Origin of the sequence: Serinicoccus shuyuelongi (assembly GCF_045032955.1) — a bacterium.
GTDB lineage: Bacteria > Actinomycetota > Actinomycetes > Actinomycetales > Dermatophilaceae > Ornithinicoccus.
In genome coordinates, this window is sequence record NZ_JBJFZU010000010.1 from 33,064 (window position 1) to 48,600 (window position 15,537).

Sequence of the window (15,537 nt, forward strand, 5' to 3'; positions counted from 1 at the left end):
CGACACACAGGGTGGGAGGCTGTCGAGCAGACCGTGCGCGACCGCCTACTCGCGGAACTTAGCGGCTCACCGGCATACCGGGAAGGGGTCTTGGCCAAGTCTTTGCCTCTGCGCGAGGGTCGACCGTATGCGGCCACGATCCTCGGGCGCGTCACCCCGGCGGTCCAGCAGGATGGACGGCGTCAGGAGGACCACATGATCCACACGCTCAACGCCCTGGTCGACCTCGTCGATCGAGACCTCGGCGAGACGATCGACGTCGCGGCCTTCGCCCGGCGGCACGGGACCACCGAGTACCACCTGCGCCGGATGTTCTCGGCGCTGGCCCGGATGCCGCTCTCGGAGTACGTGCGCCGCCGCCGGATGACCCTCGCCGGCGCGGAGCTGGCGCGCGGTGCGCCGAACCTGCTGGACGTCGCGGTGCAGCACGGCTACGGCTCGGCCGAGACGTTCGGGCGGGCCTTCCGGTCGGTGCACGGCACCGCCCCGGCCGACGTGCGGCGACACGGTGGTCCGCTCAGCACCCAACCTATGCTCAGGTTCCGCCTGAGCGTCGAAGGGAGTACCCCGATGGACGTCACCATCACCCACCGCCCGGAGCTCGTGCTCGTCGGGCACGCCACCCAGGTCCCGCTCCTGCACGAGGGGGTGAACCCGCAGATCCAGGAGCACATCGCCTCGATGCCGCCGCAGGAGCACACCCGCCTGAAGGAGCTCGGCGACACCGACCCCACAGGCATCCTCGCGGTCACCGCGGAGGTGCAGCCGGACGCGCCCGAGGGGTCGCTGCTCACCTACCTGCACGGGGTCGCGCTCGCGACCACCACCCCGGTGCCGGAGGACCTGGACGTCATCAGGGCGGACGCCGGGAGCTGGGCGGTCTTCGGCTCCCGGGGCCCGTTCCCGGAGACCCTCCAGCAGCTCTGGGCGGCCACCGCGACGGACTGGTTCCCCTCCAACCCGTGGCGGCTGCGCCCCGGACCCTCGATCGTGCGCTACCTCGAGCTCACCGAGACCTCGGCCACCTGCGAGCTCTGGCTGCCCGTCGAGCAGTCCTGAGGTCGGCCGACCCGGGCGCCGGGGGGAGCCGGCGCGCCGGATCAACCGGCCCCGTCTCACTCCGCGCCGGGACGCCGCCGCTGCTGCTTCACCTGGGAGCGTCGCGACTTCGCCTCGCTGCGACGCCGCTGCGACCCCCGGGTGGGGCGGGTGGGCCGGCGTACGGTCGGGGGGACCACCGCCTCACGCAGGAGGTCCGCCAGCCGGCGGCGGGCGGCCGCGCGGTTGCGCACCTGGGTGCGGTGCTCGCTGGCGCTGATGGTGAGCACGGTGCCGGACAGCCGTGCGGCCAGCCGGGCGAGGACCCGGGGCCTCAGGTCTTCGCTCAACGACGTCGTCGTGCCAAGGTCCAGGCTGAGCTGGACCCGTGAGTCGGCGGTGTTGACCCCTTGTCCACCCGGCCCGGAGGAACGGGAGAACTGCTCGACCAGCTCGCCGGCCGGCACCCGCAGGCCACCTGGGGCCCCGGGGCCCGGGGGCACGGTGAGGTCGTCCACGCGGTCATTCTGCCGCAGCGCGGGAGCGCTGGCGTCGACCGTGCACGAGAGCGCTGACGTCAGCCGGAGGCGGGCCTGGAGGGGGACAGCGGGCGTGTCCAGATCCAGGCCATCAGCGCAGCCATCACCCCGATCGGGACGAGGAACCACCAGGTCAACCAGATCGAGCCGAAGAGCCCTTCGAGGGAGCGCGGCGCCGAGGGCTCAAGCGCCACCATCAGCAGGAGCACCAGCAGGGCGCTGCCCACCAGGGGCGGGGCCAGGCCGGCGCTGATCACCGTGCGTCGACGACTCAGCCGCCGGTCCAGAGGTCGGCGGCGTAGCAGCCGCACAGCGAGCCACGCGCAGCCGACGCCGACGACCCACTGGACGAGCAGGTGCCAGGGCCCCGGAGCGATGACGTAGGTCAGCAGGCTGGCCGCGCTGGTGCCGAGCAGGAGGCCGAAGGAACCGGCGGTCGTCGCGTGCAGCAGACGAGCCGGTCCGGAGGAGTCGGACCGGCTCACTCCGGCTCCCCGAGGATGGCGATCCCGTCGATCCGGGCACTGCCGATCCGCTGACCAGCCTGGGACAGGGTGTGCGCACCCCCGGTCATCGATGCAGGGTCTCCGCCGACGAATGCCATGACGTGCTCCCTGCCTCAGGCCCGGGCCGTTGCTCGGGCTCCCCTTGGTGCACACCGTAGCGACCCGTTCACGAAAACACGGCTACCCCCGGCCTGGGGCCGGGGGTAGCCGTGCAGCGGATCCTGACGCTCAGTTGCGGAAGGTGTCCTTGGTCTTCTCGACAGCCTGCTTGGCGTCGGCGGCCACCTGGTCCTGCTGGCCCTCGGCCTGCAGGCGCTCGTTGTCGGTGACCTTGCCGGCGGCCTCCTTGGCCTTGCCGGCCAGGTCCTGCGCGGTGTTCTTGGCCTTGTCGGCGAACGACATGTCTTTCTCCTTCTCGTGATGATGCTGTTTTCTCGGGACGTGGGTGCGCTGTCGCACCCACGTGGCTGTGCTGTGCGCGGGGGCTACTGCACCCGCGCGGAGGTGGTCCGCTGCAGCGGGCGGCGCCGGGGAGCATCGACCATCAGCTGCAGCCGCACGTCGGTGTCCGGGAGGGCCCGTCGCAGGTCCTCGGCGCACTGCGCCGCGGCCCGCTGGATGTCGGGTCCCCGTGCTCCGGGTGCCAGGTCGGCGCGGACCTGCAGGACCGGGTGGGTCGGCGTGCCCGCGGTGCGGGTACGGACGTGGTCCAACGGGGCCAGCATGGTGAGCTGGTCACCGACCGCGCCGGCGAGGCTGGACAGGTCCACCCGGAGGCGGCCGTCGGCCCGGCTCTCACCCATGCCCAGCTCCTCGACCGAGGGGCGCGCCAGGTGCAGCACCAGCCACACCAGGCCGAGGATCCCCAGCACGAGCCCTGCACCGGCTACGGCCCACGGCCACCAGGGCGCCTCGGTGAACGACCCTGCGCCGCCCAGGGACACCTCGTCCGGGTAGGCGTCGGAGACCAGCCTGAAGCGCCAGTCCAGCGCCAGCAGGCCGGCGGCCAGCAGGGCGAGGCCGAGGATCAGGACCACGGTGCGGTCGAGGGCGGCGAGTCGGCGGCTCATCGGGTGGGCTCCTTCACGGTGATGTCGACCCGGGGCTGTGCCAGGCCGTCCAGACGGTCGGTCACCGTGCGGGTGACCTCCTCGGCCAGGCCGTCACGGTTGCCAGTGGAAGGGGTGCGCACCTGCAGCCTGACCTTCGAACGGGTGGTCTGGACCCGCTCCACCGCGGACACGCCACGGGTGCGCTCCGCAGCCTCACGGGCCAGGTGGGTGAGCGCCGCCGGTGAGGTCCAGACGTCGGCGTCACCCGGTGCCCGACGGTGCGTGCGGGACGCGGGCCGCAGGGCGACCAGCAGCAGGACCAGTCCCAGCAGCAGGGCCACGACCGCGATGGCCAGCGCCCGCGGGTCGGCGGTCACGGTCGCCGAGGCGGTGAGTGCCGGGGTGAGCCAGGGGGAACCGCCGACCCAGCCCTGGATCACCAGGAGCTCACGGACGGACAGGACTCCCAGGACGACCAGGCCGAGGGCCAGCAGCAGGGCCGGCCAGATGGCGGCGGGTCGTCGACGTGGGGTTCTCACTGGACCTTCCTTCCTCGTGCGTCGTCACCGGGGGTGACGGCGCGGATCTGTACGTCGACGGTGTGCACGTCGACCCCGGTCAGGCGTGGTGTCTGCTCCAGGACGGTGTCCCGGACGCGGGCCGCCACACCGGTGAGGTCGCACGGCCAGAGGGCGTCCACGGTGAGCTGCACGGTGGCGCTGCCCCCGGTCATCCGGACATCCGCGTGCGGGCTGCTGAGCCCGCGCAGCGAGTCGAGGGTGCCGGTCCTGACGGTCACGCCGGGCACGGTCCGGGCGGTCTGCTCGACCACCTTGCGCACCACCCGGTGGGCGACGCTGAGGGTTCCGGCGGCCCCATCCTGCTCGGGAGGGCGCGCCGGGGTGGTCTCAGCCACGACGCCCGCGCAGGGCGGCGGTCAGGTCGACCTCGCCGGAGAGCTGGCCGGCGACCGCATACCCCACCCCGCCCAGCACCAGGGCCAGCAGGAAGCCGCCGAGCCCGCCGAGGATGCCGATGAGGGCGAGCAGGAGACCGACCAGGAGGCCGGTGGTGGCAGTGTTCATGTGAATCTCCTTCAGGACAGGTTCCCGAAGCGTCGGGAACCGGGTAGATGGGTGGGGAAGGCGGCGCGGAGGCTGCGGGCGCGGGCGGCGGCGGACCGCCACCAGCCCTTGAGCCGGCCGGCCGGGGAACGGTGCACGGTGGGCGCTGACGTCCCCGTGCCGGTGGTCCGGTCCTCCAGCTCGCGCAGGAGGTCCAGGTAGACCTGGGTGGACCCGCCCCGGTCGGGGTGGTGCTCACGGGCGATCCGTCGCCGGGCGCTGCGCAGGTCCTCGTCCACGAGGGGGCTCACGCCTCCGCGGGGCCGGCGACGTCCTCCACGACGACGTCGACCGGGCCGGTGACCAGGGCGCGCGCGGCGGCGCGCACCCTGTCCGTGGTGGTGTCCACCGGGGCGGCCCAGTCCAGGACGACGTGCACCTCGCACCCGTCCTGGTCCAGCCGCACCCCCGGCACCCGGCGGCCCGGCAGGTAGGTGCCGATCTCGCCCATCACCCCGGGGTGCAGGTCGTGCACCCCGGTGACGGCGAGGACGCGCTCGGCGACGAGCTCGGCCAGAGCCGGCTCAGGGGTCTCACTCGACACGGCTCTCCCGCGCCTCGGCGTCGTCGTCGTCCTCGCCGGGGAGGAAGACGTCGTGCACGCTGATGTTCACCTCGGTCACCTCGAGCCCGGTCATCCGCTCGACCGAGGACGTGACGTTGCTGCGCACGCCGGCGGCGAGGTCCGCGATGGACACGCCGTACTCGGTGACGAGGTCGATGTCGATCGCCGTCTGGCGCTCGCCGACCTCGACGGCCACGCCCTGGCTCATGTTGGTGCGGGAGCCGGGGATGCGGCCACGGACGGCCCCGACGGCGCGGGCGGCGCCGCCACCCAGGTCGTGCACGCCGCTGACCTCACGGGCGGCGATCCCGGCGATCTTGGACACCACGGTGTCCGCGATCGAGGTGCGGCCCTGGTCGGTCACCAGCGGACCGTTGGCCTCCTGGCGGGCGACCTCGGTGGTGGTGGACTGCTTCTGCTCGGTCATCTCTACCTCTCTCGTTGTATGTGCTGACACTTCGTAGTCGTGGGTCGCACCGGATTCGTCACGCAGAACCCGTGTGACATGCATCACTTCGTCGACCGGGGCGTCCGGTGCGGTCGGGGGCGCATGATGGCCGGGTGAGAGTCTCTGCGGACGCGGTCGCCGGTGAGCCGGCCGCGGTCGACCCGCCGGTCGCGGACGGGGCGCCCTCGGACGGCACGCTGGTCCGGGCCGCCAGGCTGGGTGACCAGGGCGCCTACCGGGTCATCGTGGACCGCTACGGACCCGGGATGTTCCGGTATGCACGGAGCCTGGTGGCCGAGCCCCAGGACGCGGGCGACGTGGTCCAGGAGGCCTTCGTGTCGGCCTGGAAGGGCCTGCCCAGCTTCCGGGGGGACTCCTCGCTCAAGACCTGGCTCTACCGGCTCGTGCACCGGCGTGCGATGGACCACCACCGCGCCCGGCGCCCGGTGCCGGTCGAGGACGAGCACTTCGCCGACCTGGTGGCCGACCCGGGCGGCGACCCGGAACGGCAGGCCGAGGGGCAGGAGCTGCTGGCCGACCTGCGTCGTGAGCTCGCCCAGCTGCCCGAGCTGCAGCGCGCCTGCTGGCTGCTGCGTGAGGTGGAGGGTATGCAGTACCAGGAGATCGCGGACACCCTGGGTGTTCCGGTCGGTAGCGTGAGGGGTCACCTGCACCGAGGACGAACCAGGCTCGCCGAGAGGATGTCGCGATGGCGCTAGGAACCCCCGACCCGCTGGAGCGGGCCCGGAGGCAGCTGCGCGAGGACGCGGAGCAGCCGCAGTGGCTCGACCTGTCGGACGCGATCATGGCCCGGGTCCGCGGGATCTCGTGGCCCGCGGCCCGGATCCTGACCGTCGACGCCGAGGGCGAGGACCTGCGCGACGAGCACGGATCCCGGACCTACGTCTCGGGCAGGGTGGTCCGCGACGCGCTGCGGCGTGCCCTGACCACGGCCACGGTGGAGCCGCGGGGCATCGAGCTCGACGTCGAGGACGACCTCCTGGTGCACCTCGACCTGGAGCTGGTGGCCACCTACGCCCAGGACCTGCAGCAGGTGGGTGTCTGGGCGCGCGTCGAGGCGGTCCGGGTCCTGGCCCAGCACCTGGGGGAGCGTCCGGGCTTCGACCCGGACACCGACCTCACCGTCACCATCACCGACCTGCACGAGCACGAGGCCTCCTGACCCCGAGGGGTCAGGAGGCCTCGTGCTCGTGCAGCGGTCAGCCGCAGGTCCTCGATCAGCCGCGCAGGGCGTCGATCACCGCGTTGAACGTGGCCGAGGGACGCATCGCCGCGAACGCCAGCTCGTCGTCCGGGTGGAAGTAGCCGCCCAGGTCCACCGGGCTGCCCTGGACCGCCATCAGCTCGGCGGTGATCTGCTCCTGCTGCGCCGCCAGTGTGGCGGCCACCGGCTCGAAGCGCTGCGCCAGCTCGGCGTCGGCAGCTTGCTCGGCCAGCGCCTGCGCCCAGTACAGCGCCAGGAAGAAGTGGCTGCCCCGGTTGTCGATCTGGCCGAGACGGCGGGCCGGTGAGCGGCCCTCGGTCAGCACCCGCTCGGTGGCGGCGTCCAGCGCGTCACCGAGCACCGTGGCGCGGTGGTTGCCCTCCCGCTCCGCCAGGTGGCGCAGCGACTCGGCCAGGGCCAGGAACTCGCCGAGGCTGTCCCAGCGCAGGTAGTTCTCCTGCTGCAGCTGCTGCACGTGCTTGGGCGCCGACCCGCCGGCGCCGGTCTCGAAGAGGCCGCCACCGTTCATCAGCGGCACCACCGACAGCATCTTGGCGCTGGTCCCCACCTCGAGGATGGGGAAGAGGTCGGTGTTGTAGTCACGCAGCACGTTGCCGGTCACCGAGATGGTGTCCTTGCCCTCGCGGATGCGCTCCACCGAGACCCGGGTCGCCTCGACCGGGGACATGATGCGCAGGTCCAGGCCCTCGGTGTCGTGCTCACCCAGGTAGCTGCGCACCTTGGTGATGAGCACGGCGTCGTGCGCCCGGGCCTCGTCCAGCCAGAAGATGGCCGGGTCACCGGTGGCGCGGGCCCGGGTGACCGCGAGCTTCACCCAGTCCCGGATCGGCTCGTCCTTCGTCTGGCAGGCCCGCCAGATGTCGCCGGCGGCGACCTGGTGCTCGAGCAGCACCTGGCCGGCGGCGTCCACCACCTGGACGGTGCCGGCGGCGGCGATCTCGAAGGTCTTGTCGTGCGAGCCGTACTCCTCGGCCTTCTTGGCCATCAGGCCGACGTTGGGGACCGAGCCCATGGTGGTCGGGTCGTAGGCACCGTGCGCGCGGCAGTCCTCGATGACCGCCTGGTAGACGCCGGCGTAGGAGGAGTCCGGGATCACCGCGAGGGTGTCGTCCTCCTCGCCCTCCGGGCCCCAGGCCTTGCCGCCGTTGCGGATGACAGCAGGCATCGAGGCGTCGATGATGACGTCGCTCGGCACGTGCAGGTTGGAGATGCCCTTGTCCGAGTTGACCATGTAGAGCCGCGGGAGCTGGGCGAGCCGCTCCTCGAAGGCCGCGCGCACCTGCGCCGCGTCGTCCCCGAGCGCGTCCAGGCCGGACAGGATCCCGCCGAGGCCGTCGTTCGCGGAGAGCCCGGCTGAGGCCAGCTGCTCGCCGTACCGCGCGAAGACGTCGGCGAAGAAGGTGCGCACCGCGTGCCCGAAGATGATCGGGTCGGAGACCTTCATCATGGTGGCCTTGAGGTGCAGGGACAGCAGCACGTCGTCGTCCGTGGCGGCCCGGATCTGCTCGGCGAGGAACGTTTCGAGCGCCGCGACGTCCATGAACGTCGCGTCCACGACCTCCCCGGCCAGCACCGGCACCGCGTCCTTGAGCACCGTCTGCGTGCCGTCCTCGGCGACGTGGCGGATGCTGAGGGTGTCGGCGGCCTCCAGCACGACGGACTTCTCGTTGGCGGCGAAGTCGCGGCCGTCCATGGTCGCCACCCGGGTCCTGCTGTCGCTGTTCCAGGTGCCCATCGAGTGCGGCGAGGAGCGGGCGTAGTTCTTCACCGCCTCCGGCGCGCGCCGGTCGGAGTTGCCCTCGCGCAGCACCGGGTTGACCGCCGAGCCCTTCACCGTGTCGTAACGGGCGCGGGCCTCGCGCTCTTCGTCGCTGCCCGGTGCCTCCGGGTATGCCGGGATGTCGTACCCCTGCGCCTGCAGCTCCGCGATCGCCGCCTTGAGCTGGGGGACCGAGGCGGAGATGTTGGGGAGCTTGATGATGTTGGCCTCGGGCGTGGTAGCCATCGCGCCCAGCTCCGCCAGGTCGTCCGGCTGCTGCTGCTCCGGCGTCAGCCGCTCCGGGAAGAGAGCGATGATCCGCCCGGCGAGCGAGATGTCCCGCGTCTCCACGTCGATCCCCGCCGCCCCGGCGAAGGCCTCGATGATTGGCTTGAGCGAGTAGGTCGCCAGCAGGGGCGCCTCGTCGGTGCGGGTGTAGATGATCGTGGACATGCGTCTCCCTGGATCTGGGCGGTCAAGGCGTTCCTGCCCGAGTCTACGGAAGCGGCACCGCTGGGGGAGCAGGCCCGGTGCTGCGGCGGGGGAGCCCTCAGGGCGAGCCGGCGCTGGCCTCGGCGGCCCGCTCGGCGATGGTGGCACCGGCGCCCTCGTAGAGGTTGACGACCACGTCCGCACCCAGCTCCACCAGGTCGGCCACCTCGTCGTCGTACTGGGCGACCACCGCGATCACCCCGTCGTAGTCGCCGGCCGTCAGCTGCTGCAGGGCGAGCCGGTTGGCGCCGTGGAAGGGCATCGCCAGCACCACGATCTCCACCTGGTGGGTCGACTCCAACCGGTGCCAGAAGTCGCGGTCGGCGGCGTCCGCCTCGACCACCCGGAAGCCGCGCTCGCGCAGGCCGCGGACCCGGGCCGGTAGATTCTCCAGGCCGAGCACCTCCAGCCCGTGCACCTGCGACAGCTCCAGGTAGGAGCTGCGGCCGATGCGCCCCATACCCATCACCACCGCCCGGGCGTCACCGAAGGAGATCGGCCGCTCGTGCGGATGGACCCGGTCGGGGGGATGACCGGGCATGACGGTGCGCGCCCAGCGCAGCAGCGTGTCCGACTGCTCGTTGGCCAGCGCGGCGGCCACGAAGCTCGCCGCCACGGCCACCGAGATCACCACCAGCCAGTCCTCGGAGAGCATGCTGGCCGCCACCGCCACCGAGGTCACGATCAGCCCGAACTCGGAGTAGTTGCCCAGCAGCACCCCGGCCTTGACGGAGGTCCGTCGTCGCAGCCGGTGCCGGTCCAGCAGCCACACGTAGATGACGATCTGCACGGGCAGCAGGAGCAGCAGCAGCAGGCCGAGGACGGCGGCCTCGGCGGTGGGCGTCCCGATGAACCCGATGGAGATGAAGAAGCCGACGAGCAGCAGGTCCTTGAGCTGGAACAGGATGTGCGAGAGCTCACCGGCGGCGGTGTGCCCGGCCAGCAGCATCCCGACGACGAGGGCGCCCAGGTCACCCTTCAACCCGACGGCGTCGAAGGCGGCATACCCGGGACCGAGCGCCATCGCCAGACCGAAGAGGACCTGCATCTCCCCGTGCGGGATGTGGCTCCAGAGCCGGCGCGCCACCCAGGCGGTGGGCACCAGCGCCAGCAGCAGCGGAACCGCCCAGATACTGGGTATGCGCCCGCCCGAGACCGTCATGAAGATCACCGCCGCGAGGTCCTGCATGACGAGGATCCCGATCGCCACCCGGCCGTAGAAGGACTGCAGCTCGGCGTGCTCCTCGAGCACCTTGACGACGAAGACCGTGGAGGAGAAGGACAGCGCGAAACCGACCAGGGCCAGGGTCTGCAGGTCGACGCCCTGCAGCAGCGGGTAGCCCAGCAGCGCAAGCACCCACAGGAAGCCGGTCCCGACGGCCACGGACAACGCCATGTGGCCGGCGGTGGTGGCCCAGACCTCCCGGGAGAGCAGGCTGCGGACGTCGAGCTTGAGGCCGATCCCGAAGAGCAGCAGGGTGACCCCGAGGTCGGCGACGAAGTCGAGGTAGGGCAGCTCCTGGACCCCGAGCGCGTTCAGCCCGAAGCCGGCCAGCAGGAAACCCAGCAGGGCCGGCATCCGGAGCATGGTGGAGAGGAGTCCGGCCGCGAAGGTGGCGGCGATGAAGACGGCGGCCTCGCTCACCGGGCGCTCCGGGGCGTGCTCACGGCGGTCCGGAGGTCAGGCTCAGCCGACCGAAGTGCACCAGCAGCCCGTGCCAGACCGGCAGCAGCTCGTCCTGGCGCTCCCGCAGGTCGGTGAGCGCCGCCTGCTCGACGTCCTCGAGGGTGTCGCCGGAGGAGGTGCCGCCGATCCGGACCCCCTGGTGCGCCACGTCCCGCCCCGGGTCGCCCAGCCAGTGCTGCACCAGGTCCGCGTCCACCTCCGGGTGGAACTGCAGGCCCCAGGCGAGCGGACCGAAGCGCGCGGCCTGCACGGTGCCGTCAGGTGCCGCGGCCAGGGCCTGGGCGCCCGGGGGGAGGGCGAGGGCCACGTCTCCGTTCCAGTGCAGCACCGGCGCGCCCGCCCGGAGCATCCCGGTGAACGGGTCGGCCTGTCCCTCCGGGGTCGGTCCCCAGGGGAGCAGCCCCCGGGCCGGGCCGAGGGGGTGGGGTCCCACCAGGCCGCCGAGCGCGACGGTCGCGAGCTGGTGACCGAGGCAGATCCCCAGGAAGGGACGCCCGGAGGCCACGGTGCCGGCGATCAGGGCCTTGGTCGGCAGCAGCCACCGGTGGTCCGCGTCCTCGGTCGCGTTCATCGAGCCGCCCAGCACGATCAGGGCGAGGTGGTCGGCGAGCGCCGCGGGCAGCGCGCGGCCCTCGTGCGCCGCGAGCACGTCACCGGTCAGCCCGGCGTGCTCGAGGGCGGTCAGGACCAGTCCCGGCGGCGCCTTGTCCTCGTGCTGGACCACGAGGACCCGCCCTGCGGTGCTCATGGGCGTGAGCCTAGGCCCAGGCGGGGCTCAGGCGCCGGTGTCCGGCAGGGTGCGGGCCTGCAGCGTCGCGTCCGCGGACTCCCCGTAGAGCGGCTCCTGCCGGTGCGGTCCGCCGCCCTCGGCATCGTCGTCACCGTCGCCGCCCTGCGCGACCGGGTGCGGCTGCAGCTCGCCGGAGGCGATCTGCTCGGCCCAGTGGCAGGCCACCCGGTGGCTGCCCGGGGCGCCCTCGATCTGGACCACCCGCAGCTGCGGGCGGTCCTCGTCGCAGCGCGTCGGCTGGCGCCACGGGCACCGGGTGTGGAAGCGGCAGCCCGTCGGCGGGTTGGCGGGGGAGGGCAGGTCGCCGGAGAGCAGGATCTGCTCGCGGGTGTCCTCGATGACCGGGTCAGGCACCGGGACCGCGGAGAGCAGGGCCCGGGTGTACGGGTGCAACGGCATGTCGTACAGGTCCTGGGCGTCCGCCTCCTCGACCAGGGCGCCGAGGTACATCACCCCGATGCGGTCGCTGATGTGCCGCACCACGGCCAGGTCGTGGGCGATGACCAGGTAGGTCAGGCCGAACTCGTCCTGCAGGTCACCCAGCAGGTTCACCACCTGCGCCTGCACCGAGACGTCCAGGGCGCTGACCGGCTCGTCGGCGACGATCAGCTGCGGGTCGACCGAGAGGGCGCGGGCGATCCCGATCCGTTGCCGCTGACCTCCGGAGAACTCGTGCGGGTACTTGCTCAGCGCCGCGGTCGGCAGACCCACGGCGGTGAGCAGCTCGGAGAGCCGGGTCCGGGCGGCCCGGGCGTCCTTGGCCATCCCGTGCGCACGCATACCCTCCAGCAGCAGCTGTTCCACCGTCTGCCGGGGGTCGAGGCTGCCCAGCGGGTCCTGGAAGACCATCTGCATGTGCCGCCGGTAGGTGCGCAGCTTCTCCCCGGAGAGGGTGGACAGGTCGGTCCCGTCGACGTGCACCTCACCCTCGGTGATGGTCTCCAGCTGCAGCAGGGCGCGCCCGAAGGTCGACTTCCCGCAGCCGGACTCGCCGACCAGGCCGTAGGTCTCGCCCCGGTGGATCTTCAGGTCCATCCCGTCCACGGCGTAGACGTGACCCACGGTGCGGTCGAAGACGATGCCCTTCTTGATCGGGAAGTGCACCTTGAGCCCTCGCACGTCCACCAGCACGTCGGCGGTGTCGGTCCCTGCCGTGCCACCGGTGCCGGTCCCGGTGCCGGTGCCGGGGTCGGGCTGCTGCTGCGCCGGCGCGCTCATGACTGCTCCTTCAGGGTGCCCGTGCTCCGGGCACCGTCGATGTCGTCCAGGGGGTGCGCCTCCAGCGGGTTGTGGCAGCGAAGGAGCCGGTCCGTGCCGAGACCTGCCCGGTCGGCCACCAGCTCGGGGCTGCGCTCACGGCAGACACTGGTCTCCGAGGAGCAGCGGGGGGCGAAGGCACAGCCGCCCTCCCACGGGATGTTGTCGGCGACCGAGCCGGGCACCGGGTCCAGGCGTCGACCCCGTTCCTCGGTGAGCCGGGGGATGGAGGCCAGCAGCCCGCCGGTGTAGGGGTGCCGGGGGCGGGCGAAGAGGTCGTGCCGTTCGGCACGCTCGACCACCTTGCCGCCGTAGAGGACGTTGACCTGGTCGCACAGCCCGGCCACCACGCCCAGGTCGTGGGTGATCATGATCAGCGCGGTGCCCGACTCGGTCACCAGCTCGCGCAGCAGGGCCAGGATCTGCGCCTGGATGGTGACGTCCAGGGCGGTGGTCGGTTCGTCGGCGATGAGCAGCCGCGGCTCGCAGGCGAGCGCCATCGAGATCAGCGCACGTTGGCGCATACCTCCGGACAGCTGGTGCGGGTACTCCTTGAGGCGGCGTGTGGGGTCCGGTATGCCGACCTTCTCCAGCAGCTCGGCGGCGCGCCGGTGGGCGGGGCCGCGGCGCATCCCGCGGTGGCGCTGCAGCACCTCGGCGACCTGCACCCCGAGCGGGACGACCGGGTTCAGCGAGGACAGGGGGTCCTGGAAGATCATCGCCACCTCCGCCCCCCGGCGGTCCCGCAGCTCCTCCTGACGCAGCCGGAGCAGGTCCTCCCCGTCGTAGACGACCTCACCGGTGACGGTGTTGCCGCGGGAGGGGAGCAGGCCCATGATGGCCAGCGAGGTGACCGACTTGCCGCAGCCGGACTCGCCGACCAGGCCGACCGTCTGGCCGGGGCGGACCTCGAAGCTGACCTGGTCGACCGCGGTGAAGGCCTTCGCGCCCCTGCCGAAGGTGACGGTGAGGTCGCGGACCGAGAGCAGCGGGGCGTCGCCGCCCCGGGTGGCGGATGGGCGGGTCAGGGATCGTTCGGTCATCGCACGGCCTCCTCAGCGACGGGACTTGGGGTCGAGGGCCTCGCGCAGCGACTCACCCATGAGGGTGAAGCCCAGGGCCACGATCACGATGCAGATCGCCGGGTAGAAGGCCAGGTGCGGGAAGCTGTTGAAGTACGGCTGGGCGGCGCCCAGCATCTGACCCCACTCGGGGCGGGTGTCGTCCGGGTTGCCCAGGCCGAGGAACGAGAGGGCGGCGGCGTCGATGATCGACACCGCCAGCACCAGGGTGGCCTGGACGATGACCGGGCCGATGGCGTTCGGGAGCATGTGCCGGAAGACGATCGGGACGGGCTTCACCCCGAGCGCCCGGGCCGCCAGCACGTGGTCGCTGTGCCGCTGGCTGAGCATCGAGCCGCGCAGCAGCCGGGCGAAGATCGGCACCTGGATGATCGCGATCGCCGCGATCACGCTCCACTGGGACGGCTGCAGGATCGCTGCCAGGGAGAAGGCCATCAGCAGCGAGGGGATCGAGAGCATCACGTCGACGACGCGCATCACCGCGGCGTCGACCCACCCGCCGATACCGCCGGCGAGGGTGCCCAGGGTGAGACCGCCGACCAGACCCCCGATGGTGGCCAGCACCCCGACGATGAGGGTCTGCTGGGAGCCCACGATCAGCCGGGACAGCAGGTCACGACCGCGGTCGTCCGCCCCCAGCGGGAAGCCGGGCCGGGGCTCGGGGACCGGGTTGGACTGGCGGCTCACCTCGCCGATCAGCAGCCGGGCGGCCGGGTCGTTCGGGGCGATCCAGGGGGCGATGATCGCCAGCACGACGAAGGCGGCCACGATCCCGGCCCCGACCAGGAAGACCGGGTTGGTGCGCAGCCGCAGCCAGGCGGAGCGCCACAGGCTGACGCCCTGGTCGTCGCTGAGGGCACCGGCCTCGGCGAGGGAGTCGATCCGCTGCTTCTTGGTGTCTCCGTAGGAGGTCATGTCCACGTCCTCACTTGGTCCGCACGCGGGGGTCGATCAGGGCGTAGGCGATGTCGACCATCAGGTTGACGATGATGTAGATCAGCGCGGCCATCATGATCAGCACCTGCAGGACGGGGTAGTCGCGGGTCTCGAAGCCCAGGGCCAGTGCCTGACCGATGCCGGGGAAGGCGAAGACCTTCTCGGTGAGCACCGCGCCGGCGAGCAGGGCCCCCACCTGCAGGCCGATGATGGTGATGACCGGGATGAGGGCGTTGCGCATGATGTGGCGGACCCGGATCACCGGGGACCTCAGGCCCTTCGCCCGGGCGGTCCGGACGTAGTCCTCGTCCATCACGTCCAGCACGGAGGCCCGGGTGATGCGGAAGACCACGGCGAACGGGATCGAGGACAGCGCGATGGCCGGGAGCAGCAGGTGCCGGAACGCGTCCCAGGAGGCGTCCCACTCCCGCGTCAGGAACCCGTCCAGCACGGCGAACCCGGTCACCCTGGTGGCGTCGATGCCCGCCGTCTGGTAGCCGGAGGGGGGCAGCAGGCCCCACCGCACGGCGAAGAAGTACTTGAGCACGAAGGCCAGGAAGAACACCGGCACGGCGACCCCGACCAGCGAGCTGATCACCAGGCCGGTGTCCAGGACGCCGCCGCGACGGCGGGCGGCGATGTAGCCGAGCGGGACGGCCAGCACCAGGGCGATGATCAGGGCGAAGACGCTGAGCTCGACGGTCGCGGGCAGCCGGGCGAGAAAGATGTCCAGCGCGGGCTGGCCGCGGAACACCCCGGTGGAGATGCCGAAGTCGCCCTGCAGGGCACGCTGCAGGAACTTCACGTACTGCACGGGCAGCGGCTGGTCCAGTCCCAGCTGGCGCCGCAGGTCTGCGGCCGCTTCCGGCGATCCCCGCTCACCGAGCAGGGCGCTGACCGGCCCGCCGGGCAGCGCGTGCAGCCAGGCGAAGAGCAGGATGCTCAGCATGAACAGCGCCAGCCCCATCTGGATGACGCGGCGGATGATGAACTTCAGCACGGCGGACTCCTCGGCC

Annotated in this window: 21 protein-coding genes; 3 read left to right on the forward strand and 18 right to left on the reverse strand. The window is 72.2% G+C overall.

All coding sequences use genetic code 11. From position 1 onward, the window contains the following. Positions 1-195: 195 nt before the first annotated feature. Positions 196-1,059: a GyrI-like domain-containing protein gene (locus tag ACI3EY_RS11980; RefSeq protein ID WP_405040532.1), complete on the forward strand. Its 864-nt coding sequence runs from the start codon at positions 196-198 to the stop codon at positions 1,057-1,059. A 56-nt stretch (positions 1,060-1,115) separates the two neighbouring features. Here the strand turns inward: ACI3EY_RS11980 and arfB are convergent, their stop codons facing one another. The 11 genes from arfB to ACI3EY_RS12035 all read right to left on the reverse strand — a co-directional run bounded on the left by arfB (position 1,116) and on the right by ACI3EY_RS12035 (position 5,251). Beyond that, positions 1,116-1,556, reverse strand: coding sequence for an alternative ribosome rescue aminoacyl-tRNA hydrolase ArfB (gene arfB / locus ACI3EY_RS11985; RefSeq protein ID WP_405040533.1), 441 nt, complete (start codon positions 1,554-1,556; stop codon positions 1,116-1,118). A 59-nt stretch (positions 1,557-1,615) separates the two neighbouring features. Next, complete coding sequence (locus tag ACI3EY_RS11990; protein ID WP_405040534.1) at positions 1,616-2,062, reverse strand: hypothetical protein; 447 nt, start codon at positions 2,060-2,062, stop codon at positions 1,616-1,618. Beyond that, entirely contained in the window at positions 2,059-2,181 is a 123-nt protein-coding gene (locus ACI3EY_RS11995; RefSeq protein ID WP_405040535.1) for a hypothetical protein, read from the reverse strand. Before ACI3EY_RS11995 ends, ACI3EY_RS11990 begins: the two co-directional genes overlap by 4 nt. 130 nt (positions 2,182-2,311) lie before the next feature. Then, positions 2,312-2,485, reverse strand: coding sequence for a CsbD family protein (locus ACI3EY_RS12000; RefSeq protein WP_405038397.1), 174 nt, complete (start codon positions 2,483-2,485; stop codon positions 2,312-2,314). Positions 2,486-2,568: 83 nt separating this feature from the next. Further along, entirely contained in the window at positions 2,569-3,153 is a 585-nt protein-coding gene (locus ACI3EY_RS12005; protein WP_405038396.1) for an Asp23/Gls24 family envelope stress response protein, read from the reverse strand. After that, positions 3,150-3,674, reverse strand: a complete 525-nt coding sequence (locus ACI3EY_RS12010) for a DUF6286 domain-containing protein (RefSeq protein ID WP_405038395.1) — start codon at positions 3,672-3,674, stop codon at positions 3,150-3,152. The genes ACI3EY_RS12005 and ACI3EY_RS12010 overlap by 4 nt, the downstream gene beginning before the upstream one ends. Then, a complete protein-coding gene (locus ACI3EY_RS12015) occupies positions 3,671-4,051 on the reverse strand; it encodes an Asp23/Gls24 family envelope stress response protein (RefSeq protein ID WP_405038394.1) in 381 nt (126 codons plus the stop codon). Before ACI3EY_RS12015 ends, ACI3EY_RS12010 begins: the two co-directional genes overlap by 4 nt. Further along, positions 4,044-4,220: a DUF2273 domain-containing protein gene (locus ACI3EY_RS12020; RefSeq protein ID WP_405038393.1), complete on the reverse strand. Its 177-nt coding sequence runs from the start codon at positions 4,218-4,220 to the stop codon at positions 4,044-4,046. The genes ACI3EY_RS12015 and ACI3EY_RS12020 overlap by 8 nt, the downstream gene beginning before the upstream one ends. A gap of 11 nt (positions 4,221-4,231) precedes the next feature. Continuing rightward, entirely contained in the window at positions 4,232-4,510 is a 279-nt protein-coding gene (locus tag ACI3EY_RS12025; protein ID WP_405040536.1) for a hypothetical protein, read from the reverse strand. Continuing rightward, positions 4,507-4,803 (reverse strand): hypothetical protein, encoded by a 297-nt coding sequence (locus tag ACI3EY_RS12030; RefSeq protein WP_405038391.1) that lies wholly within the window; start codon positions 4,801-4,803, stop codon positions 4,507-4,509. The genes ACI3EY_RS12025 and ACI3EY_RS12030 overlap by 4 nt, the downstream gene beginning before the upstream one ends. After that, positions 4,793-5,251 (reverse strand): Asp23/Gls24 family envelope stress response protein, encoded by a 459-nt coding sequence (locus tag ACI3EY_RS12035; protein WP_405038390.1) that lies wholly within the window; start codon positions 5,249-5,251, stop codon positions 4,793-4,795. Before ACI3EY_RS12035 ends, ACI3EY_RS12030 begins: the two co-directional genes overlap by 11 nt. Before the next feature lie 134 nt (positions 5,252-5,385). Here ACI3EY_RS12035 and ACI3EY_RS12040 point away from each other — a divergent pair, with 134 nt between their 5' ends. Both ACI3EY_RS12040 and ACI3EY_RS12045 read left to right on the forward strand, forming a co-directional pair. Continuing rightward, positions 5,386-5,991 (forward strand): RNA polymerase sigma factor, encoded by a 606-nt coding sequence (locus ACI3EY_RS12040; protein ID WP_405038389.1) that lies wholly within the window; start codon positions 5,386-5,388, stop codon positions 5,989-5,991. Continuing rightward, entirely contained in the window at positions 5,982-6,455 is a 474-nt protein-coding gene (locus ACI3EY_RS12045) for a hypothetical protein (RefSeq protein WP_405038388.1), read from the forward strand. Before ACI3EY_RS12040 ends, ACI3EY_RS12045 begins: the two co-directional genes overlap by 10 nt. Positions 6,456-6,510: 55 nt before the next feature. Here the strand turns inward: ACI3EY_RS12045 and ACI3EY_RS12050 are convergent, their stop codons facing one another. The 7 genes from ACI3EY_RS12050 to ACI3EY_RS12080 form a co-directional block, all read right to left on the reverse strand. Then, complete coding sequence (locus tag ACI3EY_RS12050) at positions 6,511-8,730, reverse strand: NADP-dependent isocitrate dehydrogenase (RefSeq protein WP_405040537.1); 2,220 nt, start codon at positions 8,728-8,730, stop codon at positions 6,511-6,513. A 97-nt stretch (positions 8,731-8,827) separates the two neighbouring features. Next, positions 8,828-10,414, reverse strand: a complete 1,587-nt coding sequence (locus ACI3EY_RS12055) for a cation:proton antiporter domain-containing protein (RefSeq protein WP_405038386.1) — start codon at positions 10,412-10,414, stop codon at positions 8,828-8,830. Positions 10,415-10,433: 19 nt separating this feature from the next. Beyond that, on the reverse strand, positions 10,434-11,204 hold the full coding sequence (locus ACI3EY_RS12060) for a type 1 glutamine amidotransferase (protein WP_405040538.1): 771 nt from the start codon (positions 11,202-11,204) through the stop codon (positions 10,434-10,436). 27 nt (positions 11,205-11,231) lie between these two features. After that, the gene (locus ACI3EY_RS12065) at positions 11,232-12,464 is read right to left on the reverse strand and encodes an ABC transporter ATP-binding protein (protein ID WP_405040539.1); all 1,233 of its coding nucleotides are present in this window, start codon (positions 12,462-12,464) and stop codon (positions 11,232-11,234) included. Then, the gene (locus ACI3EY_RS12070; protein ID WP_405040540.1) at positions 12,461-13,546 is read right to left on the reverse strand and encodes an ABC transporter ATP-binding protein; all 1,086 of its coding nucleotides are present in this window, start codon (positions 13,544-13,546) and stop codon (positions 12,461-12,463) included. The genes ACI3EY_RS12065 and ACI3EY_RS12070 overlap by 4 nt, the downstream gene beginning before the upstream one ends. Positions 13,547-13,558: 12 nt before the next feature. Beyond that, positions 13,559-14,500, reverse strand: a complete 942-nt coding sequence (locus ACI3EY_RS12075) for an ABC transporter permease (protein WP_405038382.1) — start codon at positions 14,498-14,500, stop codon at positions 13,559-13,561. Between the two features lie 10 nt (positions 14,501-14,510). Further along, positions 14,511-15,521: an ABC transporter permease gene (locus ACI3EY_RS12080; protein WP_405038381.1), complete on the reverse strand. Its 1,011-nt coding sequence runs from the start codon at positions 15,519-15,521 to the stop codon at positions 14,511-14,513. Positions 15,522-15,537: the final 16 nt, after the last annotated feature.